Annotated in this window: 12 protein-coding genes and 1 pseudogene; 8 read left to right on the top strand and 5 right to left on the bottom strand. The window is 72.0% G+C overall.

Annotation, left to right across the window (positions count from 1 at the left end; translation table 11 throughout):
• Positions 1 to 17: 17 nt before the first annotated feature.
• Complete coding sequence (locus tag Pta02_RS13955; protein ID WP_203875213.1) at positions 18 to 1001, bottom strand: DUF2804 domain-containing protein; 984 nt, start codon at positions 999 to 1001, stop codon at positions 18 to 20.
• Positions 1002 to 1073: 72 nt separating this feature from the next.
• Positions 1074 to 2081, bottom strand: a complete 1008-nt coding sequence (locus Pta02_RS13950; RefSeq protein ID WP_203875212.1) for a LysR family transcriptional regulator — start codon at positions 2079 to 2081, stop codon at positions 1074 to 1076.
• Between the two features lie 68 nt (positions 2082 to 2149).
• On the opposite strand from Pta02_RS13950, the gene Pta02_RS13945 reads away from it, so the two are divergent.
• The 3 genes from Pta02_RS13945 to Pta02_RS13935 all read left to right on the top strand — a co-directional run bounded on the left by Pta02_RS13945 (position 2150) and on the right by Pta02_RS13935 (position 4717).
• Complete coding sequence (locus Pta02_RS13945; protein WP_203875211.1) at positions 2150 to 3595, top strand: ribulose-bisphosphate carboxylase large subunit; 1446 nt, start codon at positions 2150 to 2152, stop codon at positions 3593 to 3595.
• Positions 3592 to 3957 carry a ribulose bisphosphate carboxylase small subunit gene (locus tag Pta02_RS13940; protein WP_203875210.1) on the top strand — a complete coding sequence of 122 codons (366 nt, stop codon included), beginning with the start codon at positions 3592 to 3594 and terminating at the stop codon, positions 3955 to 3957. The genes Pta02_RS13945 and Pta02_RS13940 overlap by 4 nt, the downstream gene beginning before the upstream one ends.
• A gap of 214 nt (positions 3958 to 4171) precedes the next feature.
• A complete protein-coding gene (locus tag Pta02_RS13935) occupies positions 4172 to 4717 on the top strand; it encodes a calcium-binding protein (protein WP_203875209.1) in 546 nt (181 codons plus the stop codon).
• A 155-nt stretch (positions 4718 to 4872) separates the two neighbouring features.
• Here Pta02_RS13935 and Pta02_RS13930 read toward each other — a convergent pair whose 3' ends face one another.
• From Pta02_RS13930 to Pta02_RS13920, 3 genes are all read right to left on the bottom strand, one after another.
• Positions 4873 to 5739, bottom strand: coding sequence for an AraC family transcriptional regulator (locus Pta02_RS13930; protein WP_203875208.1), 867 nt, complete (start codon positions 5737 to 5739; stop codon positions 4873 to 4875).
• Positions 5740 to 5975: 236 nt separating this feature from the next.
• Positions 5976 to 6437 carry a Panacea domain-containing protein gene (locus Pta02_RS13925; RefSeq protein ID WP_203875207.1) on the bottom strand — a complete coding sequence of 154 codons (462 nt, stop codon included), beginning with the start codon at positions 6435 to 6437 and terminating at the stop codon, positions 5976 to 5978.
• A gap of 271 nt (positions 6438 to 6708) precedes the next feature.
• Complete coding sequence (locus Pta02_RS13920) at positions 6709 to 8016, bottom strand: N-6 DNA methylase (RefSeq protein ID WP_275423579.1); 1308 nt, start codon at positions 8014 to 8016, stop codon at positions 6709 to 6711.
• A 267-nt stretch (positions 8017 to 8283) separates the two neighbouring features.
• Between Pta02_RS13920 and Pta02_RS13915 the strand changes: the two are divergent.
• From Pta02_RS13915 to Pta02_RS13895, 5 genes and pseudogenes are all read left to right on the top strand, one after another.
• Positions 8284 to 8435: pseudogene (locus tag Pta02_RS13915) on the top strand (IS5/IS1182 family transposase); the annotation flags it as partial.
• A gap of 153 nt (positions 8436 to 8588) precedes the next feature.
• Complete coding sequence (locus tag Pta02_RS13910; RefSeq protein ID WP_307837466.1) at positions 8589 to 9236, top strand: RNA polymerase sigma factor; 648 nt, start codon at positions 8589 to 8591, stop codon at positions 9234 to 9236.
• The gene (locus Pta02_RS13905; RefSeq protein ID WP_203875205.1) at positions 9229 to 10470 is read left to right on the top strand and encodes a hypothetical protein; all 1242 of its coding nucleotides are present in this window, start codon (positions 9229 to 9231) and stop codon (positions 10468 to 10470) included. The genes Pta02_RS13910 and Pta02_RS13905 overlap by 8 nt, the downstream gene beginning before the upstream one ends.
• 120 nt (positions 10471 to 10590) lie before the next feature.
• The gene (locus Pta02_RS13900) at positions 10591 to 12252 is read left to right on the top strand and encodes a heparinase II/III domain-containing protein (protein WP_239130487.1); all 1662 of its coding nucleotides are present in this window, start codon (positions 10591 to 10593) and stop codon (positions 12250 to 12252) included.
• Between the two features lie 103 nt (positions 12253 to 12355).
• The gene (locus Pta02_RS13895) at positions 12356 to 14593 is read left to right on the top strand and encodes a DEAD/DEAH box helicase (RefSeq protein WP_239130480.1); all 2238 of its coding nucleotides are present in this window, start codon (positions 12356 to 12358) and stop codon (positions 14591 to 14593) included.
• Positions 14594 to 14680: the final 87 nt, after the last annotated feature.

The raw sequence follows: 14680 nt of genomic DNA, 5'->3' as shown, positions 1-14680 counted from the left end.
TCCTGACGCGGCCTCGGCTACCAGCGGTTGCGGGCCTCCTCGGCCCAGCCGGTCAGGCCGTCGAGGTCGATCCACTCGCCGTCGTCGGTCCGCGCCCGGCCGGTGAAGCAGCCGAAGCACTGGTGCGTCTCGTTGGCCACCACGCCCAGGTCGGTACGGGCCCTCTTCTCGTGGAACGGGTGGAACTCGGCCTCGACCCGCGAGCCGGTGATCCGCCACGGGCGCAGCCAGTCCGCCCGGTCGTAGCTCCACTCCAGCTCGTCACCGATCTTGTGCAGCCGCCCGGCCGCGAACAGCGCGTTCTCCGTCATGCCGGTGCCGGCGGTCCACTTCCCGCCGAGCTGGATCGCCCGGCCGGGGCCGCTGCCCGCGGCCCAGTTCCAGGTGATCGCGTACGGCCACTTGCCGCGGCCGTGGTCGAGCACCGCGAAGGAGTCCTCCTCGCTCACCTCGTGCTCCCCGGACTCCAGTTTCAGCCGCCCGCGCACCGGGCGCCCGACATCCTTGACCGTGTACTGGAAGCGGTTGTCCCCCCAGGGGATCACCACGCCCAGCGACTCGTGCCCCTCGGGCAGCGGCATCTCCAGCTCCAGCTCGACGCCGGGCGCGACCGCGCGCAGCGCGGTGCCCTCCGGGCGCTGGCCGATCTCGATCGTCACGCCGCCGCCCCGGACGGAGGCCGTGCCCTCGCCGCTGCGCTCCGGCAGTACGGCCCCGCGCGCCAGCGGCACCACGACGTCCTCGGAGATCTCCGTCCCGGTGGCGCGGTCGAGCACGTAGACGCCGTGCAGGCCCGCGTAGTCCAGCGACGAGGCCACGATCCCGACGATGTGCGAGGGGGTGACGATCCCCCAGTACTCCCAGCGCTTGGCCCGGCCCCAGCCGCGCAGGTTCGCGCGGTGCAGCGGGCGCCGGGTCCACCCGACCGCCTCGGGGTTGAGACGCCCGTCCGGCAGGCACAGGTCGACGGGGACGGTGATCTCGCGCTCGTGGGTCCGCATGACCGGATCGTAGTGCCGCGGACATCGCCGGAAGTTATGAGGATCTATCACATTTCATAGCGATTCATCGCGTCATGGTGTGACCGGGGCGGCCCGCCAGCCGCTGTTCCGGACGTGCTCCACCAGGAGCCGGGTGGTGGCCGGGAGCGGCCCCCGGTGGGCGATCAGGTGCCAGTCGCGCCGGATGGGCGTCAGCGGGGTGGGGACCTCCACGATGCCTCCGGTCGCGGCGTCCCCGGTCCCGGCCTCCCCGGTCACGGCGTCGCGGGACAGGAGGCTGACGCCGAGACCGGCCCGGACGGACGCGCGGACGGCGGCGTTGGAGCCGATGGTCAGGGTCCTGGGGGTGATGCCGAGCCCTTCCAGGAGCGCCTCGGCGGTGGCCCGGGTGCCGGAGCCGGGCTCGCGGAGCAGCCAGGTCCGGCGGCCCAGCCACCGCACGGGGTCCGCGCCCCCGGGACCGCCCGCCGTGCTCCCGGATTCCGGGCCCTCCGCCGCACCGCTCCCCGCCGCCGCGTTCTCCGGCACCGCGTTCTCCGGCACCGTGCTCTGCGACGTGACCACCGTCAGCTCGTTGCGCCGTACGGCGAGCACGGTGAGCCCCTCGGACCCGCCGGACGCCCCCGGCGCCGGGGGACGGCCGCCGAAGACCAGGTCCACCTCGTGCGCGGCCAGCAGGGCGTGCACCCGCTCCCGGTTGCCCACCTCCAGGGTGATCCCCACCCCCGGATGGCGGGCCCGGAACCCCGCCAGCAGCGACGGCAGCAGTTCCTCCCCCGCCGTGGTCACCGCCGCCACCCTGACCCGGCCCCGCTCGGGGTCGGCCTCGCCCGCGGCGGCCGTACGGGCCTCCTCCAGCAGACCGAGCACGCGCCGCACGTATCCGGCGTACACCTCGCCCGCCTCGGTGAGCCGCAGCCCGCGCCCCGCCGGCCGTACCAGCCGCAGCCCCAGGGATTTCTGCAGGGCGACGAGCGCGGCCGAGACCGCCGACTGGGTGACGTACAGCCGTTCGGCGGCGGCGCGCACGGAGCCGGTCTCGGCCACCGCGAGGAAGGTGCGCAGCTGGGTGAGCGTCAAGGTTTTCCTTGATGGTCCTCGGCGGATTCTCCATAGACGGTTTCACGGAACGCGCCGACCGTGAAGGCATGGCACACAACCGTTTGAGCACCGGAGTCGTCCCCTACGCCGAGCTGGGCTACTACGACCCGGACTACGTCCCGAAGGACACCGACGTCCTGGCCGCCTTCCGCATCACCCCGCAGCCGGGCGTGACGCCCGAGGAGGCCGCCGCCGCGGTCGCGGGCGAGTCGTCCACCGCCACGTGGACGGTGGTGTGGACCGACCGGCTGACCGACTACCGGCACTACCAGGCCAAGGCCTACCGGGTCGACCGGGTGCGCGACGACGGAGCCGGGGAGCCCGGCGGGTACATGGCCTACGTCGCCTACGACATCGACCTGTTCGAGGAGGGCTCGATCCCCAACCTCACCTCCTCGATCATCGGCAACGTCTTCGGGTTCAAGGCGGTCAGGGCGCTGCGCCTGGAGGACATGCGGATCCCGGCGGCCTACGTCAGGACCTTCCAGGGCCCGCCGCACGGGATCGTGATGGAGCGGGAACTGCTCGGCAAGTACGGCAGGCCGCTGCTCGGCGCGACCGTCAAGCCGAAGCTGGGGTTGTCGGCGCGCAACTACGGCAGGGTCGTCTACGAGGCGCTGCGCGGCGGGCTCGACTTCACCAAGGACGACGAGAACATCAACTCCCAGCCGTTCATGCGCTGGCGTGACCGCTTCCTGTTCGTCGGCGAGGCCGTACGCAAGGCCGAGGAGCGCACCGGAGAGATCAAGGGCCACTACCTGAACTGCACCGCGGCCACGATGGAGCAGATGTACGAGCGGGCCGAGACGGCCAAGGAGCTCGGCAGCCCGATCATCATGATCGACCTGACCGTGGGGTTCACCGCGATGGGCTCCATGGCGAAGTGGGCCCGCGACAACGGCGTGCTGCTGCACCTGCACCGGGCCGGGCACTCGACCTACACCCGGCAGAAGAACCACGGCGTGAGCTTCCGGGTGGTCGCCAAGTGGTGCCGCCTGCTCGGCGTCGACCACATCCACGCCGGGACCGTGGTGGGCAAGCTCGAAGGCGACGTCTCGGCCACCCGCGGCTACTACACCACCTGCCGGGCCGCCGCCCACGGCATCGGCGACGGCCTGCTGTTCGACCAGGACTACGGCTCGATGCCCGGGGTGATGCCGGTCGCCTCCGGCGGCATCCACGCCGGCCAGATGCACCGGCTCGTCCACCACCTGGGCGAGGACGTGGTCCTGCAGTTCGGCGGCGGCACCATCGGCCACCCCATGGGGATCGCCGCCGGGGCGACCGGCAACCGCGTCGCGCTGGAGGCGGTGATCAAGGCCCGCAACGAGGGCCGCGACCTCGCCGCCGAGGGACCGGACATCCTGCGGTCCGCCGCCAAGCACTCCCCCGAACTGGCCGCCGCCCTCGACACCTGGGGAGCGGTCGAGTTCGACTACGCCTCCACCGACGTCCCCGATTCCGCCACCCCCGGTGAGGAGCCCGCCCGATGACCGCCCCCACGCCTCCCTCCCCGGCGGCACTCCCACCGCGGATCACCCAGGGAGCCTTCTCCTACCTCCCCGACCTCACCGACGAGGAGATCACCGCCCAGCTGGCCTACGCGACGGACCGGGGCTACGCGGTCGCGGTCGAGCACACCGGCGACCCGCGCCCGCGCAACACCTTCTGGGAGATGTACGGCATGCCGATGTTCGACCTCGACGACCCGGCCCCGGCCCTGAAGGCGGTCCTGGCCTGCCGCGCGGAGCACCCCGCCGACCACGTCCGGGTCACGGCCTACGACTCCCGCCTGGGCCGCCAGAGCACCGCCCTGAGCTTCATCGTCCACCGCGGCACGTACCCGGCCGGGTGAGCGGGGTTCCACGGCCCGTGCGGGTCCTTCCCCGAAGGATCGGGCTCGGCGGAATCCGCCGTGGAAGCCCGAGGCCGATGCCCCTCGGTTGTGCGTCTTTTTGCGGTGACCCGGGAACGAGTCCTCGTCACTGTGGTGCCGGAACCCAAACCGACACCACAGGGGGACACCAACAATGTTCAGCACGAACCCGGGTCGCCGCATGCTCAGCCGCATGCTCAAGAGAACCGGCGTGGCCCTCGGACTCGCCACCGTCCTGTTCACCGGCGTCACGACGCTGGCCGGACCGGCATCGGCGGCCGCCACTGTCACCGCGCAGCTCGACAGCGGCAGAATCCTCGTCAACGGCAGCACGGTGGCCGACGGTATCGACATCAACATCAACGCGGCGGGCACCGTCGTGACCATCAGCAACACGCTGGGCTCGGTCGCGGCCGGCCCGGGATGCACGCAGGTGGGAACCGCGACCAGGTGCCCGGCCGGCGGGATCGACCGTGTCGACGTGTTCGCGAACTCCGGGAACGACGCGATCCGCAACAACACGAAGCTGCCCAGCACCCTTGCCGGGAACAACGGCATCGACACCCTCAACGGCGGTAGCAACAACGACTTCCTGGCCGGTGGCTTCGGTGACGACACGCTCAACGGCAACGGCGGCAACGACACGCTCAGCGGCAACCTCGACTTCGACCGGCTCAACGGCGGTATCGGCACCGACCGCTGCACCGGCGAAGTCGAGACCAACTGCGAGCTGGATTGACGGCGGCCGGATCAACGGCGAGCTGTAGGCGTCCACGCGACCATCCACGCCGAGCGGATCGGCACGGCGCTCCGCCGTCCATCCGTCCGGCTGAACACGGGGGGGTGGGAGACGCCACGGGGGTGCGCCTCGCTTGACGAGGCGCACCCCCGCAATCACTTCCCGATCGGCTCCACAGGGATCCAGATCTCGGCCTCCGCCTCCTTGCCGTCCGGCGAGAGCCGCGTGCGCGAGATCTCGGGGCCGGGCCTGCTCCGGTACGGGTTGGAGGGGAACCACTGCGTGAACACGTCCCGCCAGAGGTACTGGAGCGCCTGCGGGAACGGCCCCGAACTCTCGAAGACCGCCCACGTCCCCGCCGGGACGGTGAGGCTCTCCATGTCCTCGGGCGCGTCGGCGCCGGTCACCACGGCGTGGTAGTAGTCCAGCTCCGTACCCTCCGCACGGCTGTCGGCGAGGTTGTCGCTCGCGTTGACGATCCCGCGGGGCTCCTGGTCGGAGAGGCTCTCCAATCGTCGCAGGGTCTCCTGATCGATACTCCGGACGAAAGCGACGATCGCCGGGTTCATCCCCTCGTGGACGAGGGGGACGCGGGCCTTCCTGCCCACCAGGTGGAACCGTTCCTTCTCCACGATCCGATATCGCATACCGCTGCTCCCTTCGACGATGAGGCGGAAGGACATCCGTGGCTGGGAGTACAGCGCCGCGCCGGACCGCCGGGCCTCGCCGGGGCCGACTCCGTGCACGGCGCGGAAGGCGCGGGCGAACGCCTCACCTGAGCCGTAGCCGTACCGCGTCGCGATGTCGAGCAGCGTCTCCTCGCCCGCGAGAACCTGCGCCCCGGCCACGGTGAGCCGCCTGCGGCGGATGTACTCCGAGAGCGGGATCCCGGCCAGCGCGGAGAACAGCCGCCGGAAGTGGTACTCCGAGGTGACGGCGATCCGCGCGAGCTCGGCCGTCTCGATCTGCCGATCGAGATGCTGCTCGATGTACTCCATGGCCCCGTTCAGCCGTTCCAGCACTCAGTCCTCCCGTGCGCCCACGCTAGGCGAGCCGCATCCCGCCGGACCCGACATTCTGTGCCCGGAACGGTCGGGTACGGCGATCCGCCGGCGGAAGAGGATGGCTGTCGTGATCGACATGGCAGAAACACCAGCAGATACGCGTGTTGGAGGTCTCCGTACCCGGCAGCACCGCAGGCGGGACGAATCGCTTCCCCGCCTCCTGAATGGAGACATGCCGGGCGGAGACCTTCTTGCTAGCCTTCCTCCCCATCGGCCGCGAGAAGCGCTTCGAAGAACTCAGCGATCTCGTTGTCGTCCAGTTGCTCATTGGTACGGTCGAGCGGTCCCACACCGGCACGCTCGCGGGCGGCCGTCCACGGCCGTTCCCGATGAGTCATCTGAGAGAGGGTATGAGCGGTATGACCGCCGAGCCCTTCAAGGACGAGATCGACCGATTCACGCTCGCCCGGATCCAACGCTTGAGGGTTGCCCACGATGTCGCCCTTGCCGAGCTGGAACCGGCCGCGATGCCTGGCATACAGCGCGGGGACCACGGGACCGTTGGCCCATGCCTCGAAGCGCTCGGGGAACAGTTGGCGGCCTTCCCAGGCGAGGTGGTAGCCGTAGGCGTAATAGCAGAGTTTCTGGAGCTTCATGGCCGTCATCGGGCCGACCCTGCCAAGGATGTAGGCCGCGACGTCCTGCACATGCGCCATGGCGCCGCCTCCTTCTCCGCTTACGCCTACCGTAACCGTTCCCGCTCTCCATCTCGTGAGCATGGGGGTCTGCTCCATTATCGCTGGTCGACGACTACCCGAGGAGAGTCGGATCGATAATATTTTCGAACATCAGGCCAAGGATCCTTCGCCCTGTCGCGTCACGATCTGTCATCGATCAACAACTCTAGGCAAGTGGAGATTCCTGTCGATTCCTAATTGCAAGGACGGTAGGTAGTTCTTCCCCGGATGCCCGATTTGCATGACAACGTCAGGTATCGCCCAAGGCGACAAGGATGGCGGCGGCGATCATCTCCAGCCAGGTGATGGTGTCGGTAACCTCGGCCGCCGTGATGGCCCGTCGGCCGGTGGGGGTGGACGGGTCACGGTCCGACTCGTGGGCGATCTTGTTCCGGCGGGCAGCGATGGCCTTCAGCTTCTGGACCACCGTCTCACCGGTGATCTGCTGGCCGTCGGCCCGCTGCTCGGTAAGGATCTTCGCCACCTTCTGCCAGAGCTTGACATTGCCGACATGCGAAAATCCCTGCTGGATCTTGTCTGGGTTCTGGTAGGAGACGTAGCCGAGCGTCGCTTCCAGATGCTCCCGGAACGCCTCTCCCAGTGACGCCTGGTGATGATGGATCCGCTCGAACAGCTCCATCGGGATCTGGAGCCTGTTGAACCGGTCCGGCCGCTCGACCCCCGGCTGCTGTGCCAGCTGTACGGCACGACTGTAGATCTCCTGATGCACCCAATGGTCGAGCGCCGCCACCGCCTGCACCCAGGCGGCTCGATAGATGTCACCGACATCGAAGGCTCCCACCTTGAGCTGCTCCAGCCGGCGACCGCCGGGCGATGTGCTGGACGAAGTTGAGCTGCTTGTCGGTGGTGGTCTCCCAGAAGTCCTGCCGGTCATAGGCGATGTCGTCGCGGGTCGCCTTGCCGTGCCGTCCACCAGCTCGACGCCGCGGAACGCCTCCCCGTGCGTCAGGCGCCGCCGCTGACCCGGCGTCAGGCTCTTGTGGTGCTCGCGGACGTAGTCGTTGGCGGCGAGGAGGAAGCCGCCGGTCCCGCAGGCCGGGTCGATGACCGTGTCCTCGGGGGTCGGCCGCATGCAGTCGACCATGGCGGTGATGAGCGCCCGGGGCGTGAAGTACTGTCCCGCGCCGGACTTGATGTCGGTCGTACTCCGGGCGAGGAGCTGCTCGTAGGCGTCGCCCTTGATGTCGGTGCCCTGCCGTCCCCAGGTCCCGTTGTCCATGAGGTCGACGATCAGCTTCTTGAGCAGCGACGGATCCTGCACCTTGTTCTGCGCCTTGCGGAAGACCACCCCGAGGGTGCCCTCCTCCTCGGCCGGCTCGGCGAGGAAGTGCCGGTAGGTGTTCTCCAGCCTGTCTCCGCTCAGCCGCTTCAGGGCGTCCCAGCTGATTCCCTCCGGGAGGATCCGCTCCCCGCCGAGGGCTGCGGGGAGTTTGGCCCGCTCGTCGGCCATCTTGAGGAAGAGCAGGTAGGTGAGTTGCTCGACGTAGTCGATCGCGGAGACACCGGCATCGCGGAGCACGTCGCAGTAGCTCCACATCTTGTCCGCGAGCCGCCGCGCCTCCGCCTGCCGCCCCGCCTCGGCCGCCCGCGCCGCCTCGTCGCTTCCGGGAGCCCTTTTCAACCTGACGGCGCCGGTCAGTGTGGGCGCAGGGCAGCTGGGTCGAGGTGAGATGAGGCTCCCGGTAAGACAGCAGTCGACCAAGATCCGATGCCCCAACCGCAAGCCTCGTTGCTGTCTTACCGTGCCGCGATTCCGCTGCCGGCCGCACCCTTGTCCGCCTGGTCGAGCTGATCCGCGCCCACCGCCCGCATCCGGGCGATCGGCGAACGCGCCGCCGCGACCCTGAAGGCGTGGAAGGTGCTGGTCCGCTCCGCTGCTGCCCACGCCGCGCCACCGCGATCGTCCAGGCCATCCTCATCCTGCGACTCATCGAAGAGGGCCGCTGCTCAGGATGAAAACGCTCCGGGACGGGGGACGGGGGGCGGTGCCGGCGGGGGCGGCGGCTGCGGGAGGGTGGTCGGGGCATCGTGAAAGCGATCCGGCGGATCGGGTGATAAGAGACGACCGCCGTTGGCTTTCGAGAGGGTGTCCATGACGGGGAGACCATCGTGACCGCGCTGCCCCGGGCCGGGCAGGGCGTGCAGGACCGGCAGGACACGGGGGCCGGGGAGTTCGGGGAGTTCGGGGAGGATGTCATGGCCGGGTTCGGCTCGCTCGACGATCCCGAGCGGTTCGGCGCGGTCTTCGACGGTCACTTCGGGGAGATCCACCGCTATGTCGCCCAGCGGCTCGGGCCCGACCACGCGGAGGACATCGTCGCCGAGACCTTCCTGACCGCCTTCCGCAAGCGGGCGTCCTACGATCCGGCCCGCGCGAGCGTGCGGGCGTGGCTGTACGGCATCGCCACCAACCTCGTCGGCAGGCACCGCCGCGTCGAGGTGCGCACCCTCCGGGCGCTCGGGCGCCACGGCCCGGACGCCGACGCCCCCGGGCACGAGGAGCGCGTCGCCGCGCGGGTCAGCGCGGAGAGCCTGCGGCCGAGCCTGGCGGCGGCCGTGGCGGGGCTCGACCGGCGAGAGCGCGACGTGGTGCTGCTGGTCGCCCTGGCGGGGCTGAGCCACGAGGAGATCGCCACGGCCCTGGACATCCCGTACGGCACCGTCGGCTCCCGGCTGAGCCGGGCCAGGAAGAAGCTGCGTGCCGCGCTGGGCGGCAGCAACCCGATGCTCGACCCGCAGGAGGCCGCCCGTGGATGAGGTCGAAGCCCTCCGTGAGCTGTACGGCGAGCCGCAGGCCGACCCGTTCCTCAAGGCCAGGGTGCGCGCCCGGGTGGAGGCCGAGGCCCGGCGGCGGCGCCGTCCGTGGTTGCCGTGGGCACCGGCCGTGGCCGGGCTCGCCGCGGCGGTGACGGTGGCGGTCGTGGTCGTGATCCCGGGAACGGCCGGTACGCCGGGGACCGGGCCCGCGGAATCGCACGCCTCGGGATCACAGAGGCCGGGGTCCCAGAGGCCGGGGTCCCAGGAAGCAGGGTCCCAGGCGCCGGGGTCCCGGGCGCCGGTCACGACGGTCTCCGGGCGGTCGGTCCTGCTCGCGGCGGCGACCACGGCCGCGTCCGAACCGGCGGTGGGCGGAGCGTACTGGCGGGTCAGGAAGCTGTACCGGGAGACGCACCCGGAGCGGCTCGGGCGGGGCGCCAACCGCTACTGGCTGGTGGAGTCGCGCCTCACCGAGCAGTGGGTGGCCGGGGACGGCCGGGTCTGGTCGGGCTCCCGGGCGCTGGGGGCGCAGCCGCGGAGCGCGGCCGACGAGGCGGCCTGGCGGCGCGACGGTTCCCCCGCCGCCTGGTCGAGCCGGGGATCCGTGCTGTCGGCGGCCCCGCAGAAGGGACGGCTCCAGGCGGCGACCGGCAAGGTTCCGTTCAGCATGGCCGGCCGCGAGCTGACCTTCGAGCAGATCCAGCGGCTCCCGTCCGACGCCGCGGCGCTGAAGGACTGGGTGAGCGCGGTGGTACGGCAGGAGGCCACGACGGCCGGGACCGCGGACGACGGTCCTGGAAAGCCGGAGGACACGGCCGGTCCGGGGAAGCCGGAGGACACGGCCGGTCCGGGGAAGCCGGAGGACACGGCCGGTCCGGGGAACCCGGAGGCCGGGGCGCTCGACGGGATGGTCGCCGACGCGCTCAGCGGCCTGCTGTGGAGCAAGCCGTCGCCGCCGGCCGTGCGGGCGGCGGCCTATCGGGCCCTGGCCGACCTGCCGAACGTCCGCTATCTGGGCGAGGCCTCCGACGAGCGGGGCCGCCGGGGTGCGGCGTTCTCCTTCGGCCTGCGCGCCGACGGGGCCGTACGCAGGACGCTGATCATCGATCCCCGCGACTCCCAGGTGCTGTCCTCCACCCTCACCGGCCTGCCGGGAAGCACGGGCGAGCGGGTCGAGGTGGTCCTGTCGGCGGGCTGGACGGACGACGAACCGGCCCCTCCCGCTCTCCCGTAACCCCTCTCCGCGCGGACCCCCACGGGCCCTCCACCGCCCCGCGCACGCCGTTGCCGCGGTGACCCATGCCCGCGTCCGGTGGGCGCCCGAGCCTTCCACGCCGTTGATTGGAGCAAGTGCTTGTTCAGGCGCATCGCCACACTGCTCGCCTCCGCCGCCGGGCGGCCCGCCCTACCCCCGCCCCCGGCCCTCCCGTCCCCGGCCTTCCCGTCCCCGACCGGCGACGGGCCCGCGATCTGCGTGGCCGGGGGCTTCCCCGCGGTCGAGGCGGCCGAGATCATGCGGGGCCGGGTCGCGTTCGCCGGCCTCCCGCCCGTGGAGCTGGGCACCGGGGACGTCGACTGGCGGGCCGATCCGCACCTGAGCCGCTCCTGGGCGCTCAACCTGCACGCGTTGCGCTGGATGGCGGGCCTGGTGGCGGAGTACGAGCGCTCGGGGAGACGGGAGTTCCTCGACCGGGCCACCGCGGTCGCCGCGGACTGGGTGCGGAGCAACCCCCTCGGCGGGAAGGGCGTGAGTCCCTGGGCCTGGGCCGAGCACCCCGTCGCGCTGCGGGCCCCGGCGCTGGTGTGCCTCAGCGCGCACGTCCGGGCCGCCTGGCTGCGCGACAGCCTCCTGCGGCACGGCGGGATCCTGGCCGATCCCGCACGGTACAGGGAGGGGCACAACCACGGCCTCGACCAGGACATCGCGCTGCTGACCGTCGGCTGCCGCCTCGGTCACGAACCCTGGCGGGACCTGGCGATCCGGCGGATGACCAGGTCGGCGGAGATCTCCATCGACGCGCAGGGCGTGCTGCACGAGCAGGCGCCGCGCTACGGCCTCTACGTCCACCGGCGGCTCGGCGTGGCGCTGGAGACGATCGAGCGGTGCGGGGCCGCGGTCCCGCCCGGTCTCGCCGCCCGGCGCCGGTCGCTGGAGACCTACATCGGTCACGCCACCCAGCCCGACGGCCGCATGGTCCCGATCGGCGACAGCCCGGCCGGCACCCGCCCGCCGGGCCTCCCGCGCCCGGAGGACACGGTGAAGGTCTTCGACGCCGGCTACGTCTTCGGCAGGACCGCCTGGGACGACCCGGGCTCGGCGTACTACTCGATCAGGTTCGGGCCGGGGCGGAGGCTCCACGGCCACGAGGACCACCTGGGCGTCACCTACCGGGCCCAGGGCCGGGACGTCCTGGTGGAGGCGGGCTTCCACTCCTACGAGCGCACGCCGTACCGGAAGTGGACGATCTCCCCGCAGGCGCACAACGTCCCCGTCGTGGTGGGCGCGGACTTCCGGGAGGGTACGGCGACGCGCCTGGTGAGCTCGTCCGTCGCTGCGGACCGGCAGTGCTACCGGCTCACCGACGAGGCCTACGGCGTCGGCCGCACCCGCACCGTCCTGGTCGGCCACGGCGCCGACCTGATGGCCGTGCTGGACGCGGTCCCGGCCGGATCGGCGCTGCGCAGCCTGTGGCACTTCGCCCCGTCGCTCACCGTGGTCGCCGAGGGCGGCGGCCGGGTGGTGCTGGCCGACGGGGACTGGCGGGTGACCCTGGCCCAGCTCGCGTTCCCCTCGGGCCTGCCGGTCGGCGGCCAGACGGTGGAGCATCGGGAGATCGCGACCGGGCACCTCAGGACGGCGCGGGTGGCGACGGTGCTGTCCCCTCCGGCGCGGGCCGTGCTGACCCTGATCGTCCCCGGCGCGGGCGAGCCGGAGATCACCTGCTCCGGCGGTACGGTGACCGTCCGAACCTCCGGCGGCCCGGTCTCCTTCCCCATCTCGCTCGACGGGGCGTGACGGCGCTGATCGTGATGGCCATATCGCCACGTTTCACCACTCACAGGGGCCCGATCGGTAACATTTTCGAATGTCCGGCCGGCGGGCGGAGAAGGGGTGTGGCGTGGACGCGACCGTGCACAGGACCGACCCGCTCGCGCCCCGCCAGGTCAGAGCCCTGCTGTCGAAGGCCGACGCGCTGCTCGCCGCGGCCCGCGGGTTGCTGGACGACGACGAGCGGGCCCGCGCCGCGGTGCGCGAGGTGGTGGCCCGGCTGCGGACCGGCCGGGCCCGGGAGGAGCTCGGCTCGATCCCCGTCGCGCGGCTGAAGGACGTCACCGGGGGGCGGCTCCGGCTGGGGGCCCTGGAGCAGGCCGGTTACGGGACGGTCCTGCGCGTGCTGGACGCCACGCCGTACGAGCTCCAGCTCCTTCCGGGGATCGGGGCGCGCACCGCGAGCCAGGTGCACGCCGCCGCCGGGCAGATCGCGCGGGCGGCGGAGGAGGCCGTCTCCGTCCGGATCGACGTCGACCGGCGCGACCCCGAGACCTCCGCGCTGGTGGTCGCCCTGCACCGCCTGGTGACGGCGGGCCCCGACCTGGCCCGGGCGCGGGAGGCCGCCGGGACGCTCGGCAGGACGCTGGCCCCGCTCCTCCCCCTCGCGCGACCGGCGGGCGGGCGGCTGCGGATGCTGCTGGCCGGCGGCAGGGGCAGGCAGCGGGCCCGCGAGGCCGTGCCCCGGATCGGCGCCGTACTCGACGAGGCGCGGGAGAACGGTCTCGAACTGCTCCTCGCCCAGGCCGCCACGGACCTGCTGCGCCCCCTGCCCTCCGAGGACGAGGCGTGGATCGACTTCGAGCTGCGCGCCCCCGAGTACTACGGCCTCCTCGGCGAGATCGCCGCCTCCGAGCCCGACCGGGCCGCCGCCGAGGGCTTCCTGCCCGGCGACATCGCCTCGCGGGTCAAGGCGCAGGAGCTCGACGACACCCATCTGCGGGTCTCCCTGCGCGGATACCAGTCCTTCGGCGCCCGCTTCGCGCTCGCCCAGGGCCGGGTGATCCTGGGCGACGAGATGGGGCTCGGCAAGACCGTGCAGGCCGTCGCGGCCCTGGCGCACCTGCGGGCCCGCGGCGCGACGCACTTCCTGGTGGCCTGCCCGGCCAGCGTCCTGATCAACTGGATGCGGGAGATCGAGAACCGCAGCGGGCTGCGGGCCTATCCCGTGCACGGCTCCGACCGGACCGCGGCCCTGGCCGAGTGGATCCGCACCGGCGGCGTCGCCGTGACGACGATCGACACCCTGCACCGCCTGGAGGTGCCGGCGGGCGTCGCGGTCGGGATGCTCGTGGTCGACGAGGCGCACTACGTCAAGAACCCGCAGACCCGCAGGTCCCGCGCCGTCGCCGCCTGGTGCGAGCGCGTCGGCCGGGTGCTCTTCCTGACCGGCACCCCGATGGAGAACCGCGTCGAGGAGTTCCGCAACCTGGTCGACCACCTGCGGCCCGGCCTGCTGTCCGACGTCCAGCGCAACAACACCCTGACGGGCCCCCAGACGTTCCGGCGCACCGTCGCCCCGGTCTACCTGCGCCGCAACCAGCAGGACGTCCTCACCGAGCTGCCCGACCTGGTCGAGGTGGAGGAGTGGGAGGAGTTCAGCGCGGCGGACCTGACCGCCTACCGCGAGGCCGTGGCCGCGGGGAACTTCATGGCGATGCGCCGCGCCGCCTACGCCGTGCCCGAGAAGTCGGCCAAGCTGCAGCGGCTGCGCGAGCTCGTGTCCGAGGCGGCGGCCAACGGCCTGAAGGTCGTGGTCTTCTCCCACTTCCGCGACGTCCTGGCCGTCGTCGGCCAGGCGCTCGGCGGGCGGGCGCACGGGCCGATCGCCGGGGACGTCACCCCCGCCCGGCGGCAGCAGATCATCGACGACTTCACCTCCGTGTCCGGGCACGCGGTGCTGCTCGGCCAGATCCAGGCGGGCGGGATCGGCCTCAACCTCCAGGCCGCCTCCGTCGTGATCCTCTGCGAGCCCCAGGTCAAGCCGACCATCGAGAGCCAGGCGGTGGCCCGGGCCCACCGCATGGGCCAGGTCCGCAAGGTCCAGGTGCACCGCCTGCTGGTGGCCGACAGCGTCGACCAGCGCATGCTGGAGATCCTCGGCACCAAGACCCGCCTGTTCGACGACTACGCCCGTCACAGCGACGTCGCCGCCTCCACCCCCGACGCCGTGGACATCTCCGAGCAGTCCCTGGCCCGCCGGATCGTCCAGGAGGAGCAGGAACGCCTCTCCCTGCCGTCCTCCCCGGCCGCTCCCGCGCGCGACTCGGCGGCGCGGACGGAACGCACGGACAGCAGGCGCCCGTAACCCGCTTTACGGGCGGCCGCTTCACCCCTCACGAGCAGCTCCGACACCTCTCCCCGTGCCGTTCTCCGCGCGCCGGATCGCTTACCC

Source organism: Paraplanobispora takensis (assembly GCF_016863195.1).
GTDB lineage: Bacteria > Actinomycetota > Actinomycetes > Streptosporangiales > Streptosporangiaceae > Planobispora > Planobispora takensis.
The sequence above is the reverse complement of the archived record's forward strand: the minus strand, read 5'-3'. Positions and strand labels throughout refer to the sequence as shown.

What these genes read in the sequence shown, in the direction of transcription:
- Pta02_RS13955 (WP_203875213.1), bottom strand. Translation starts at nt 1,001, where the DNA reads ATGCGGACCCACGAGCGCGAGATCACCGTCCCCGTCGACCTGTGCCTG.
- Pta02_RS13925 (WP_203875207.1), bottom strand. Translation starts at nt 6,437, where the DNA reads ATGGCGCATGTGCAGGACGTCGCGGCCTACATCCTTGGCAGGGTCGGC.
- Pta02_RS13945 (WP_203875211.1), top strand. Translation starts at nt 2,150, where the DNA reads ATGGCACACAACCGTTTGAGCACCGGAGTCGTCCCCTACGCCGAGCTG.
- Pta02_RS13935 (WP_203875209.1), top strand. Translation starts at nt 4,172, where the DNA reads ATGCTCAAGAGAACCGGCGTGGCCCTCGGACTCGCCACCGTCCTGTTC.
- Pta02_RS13940 (WP_203875210.1), top strand. Translation starts at nt 3,592, where the DNA reads ATGACCGCCCCCACGCCTCCCTCCCCGGCGGCACTCCCACCGCGGATC.
- Pta02_RS13920 (WP_275423579.1), bottom strand. Translation starts at nt 8,016, where the DNA reads ATGTGGAGCTACTGCGACGTGCTCCGCGATGCCGGTGTCTCCGCGATC.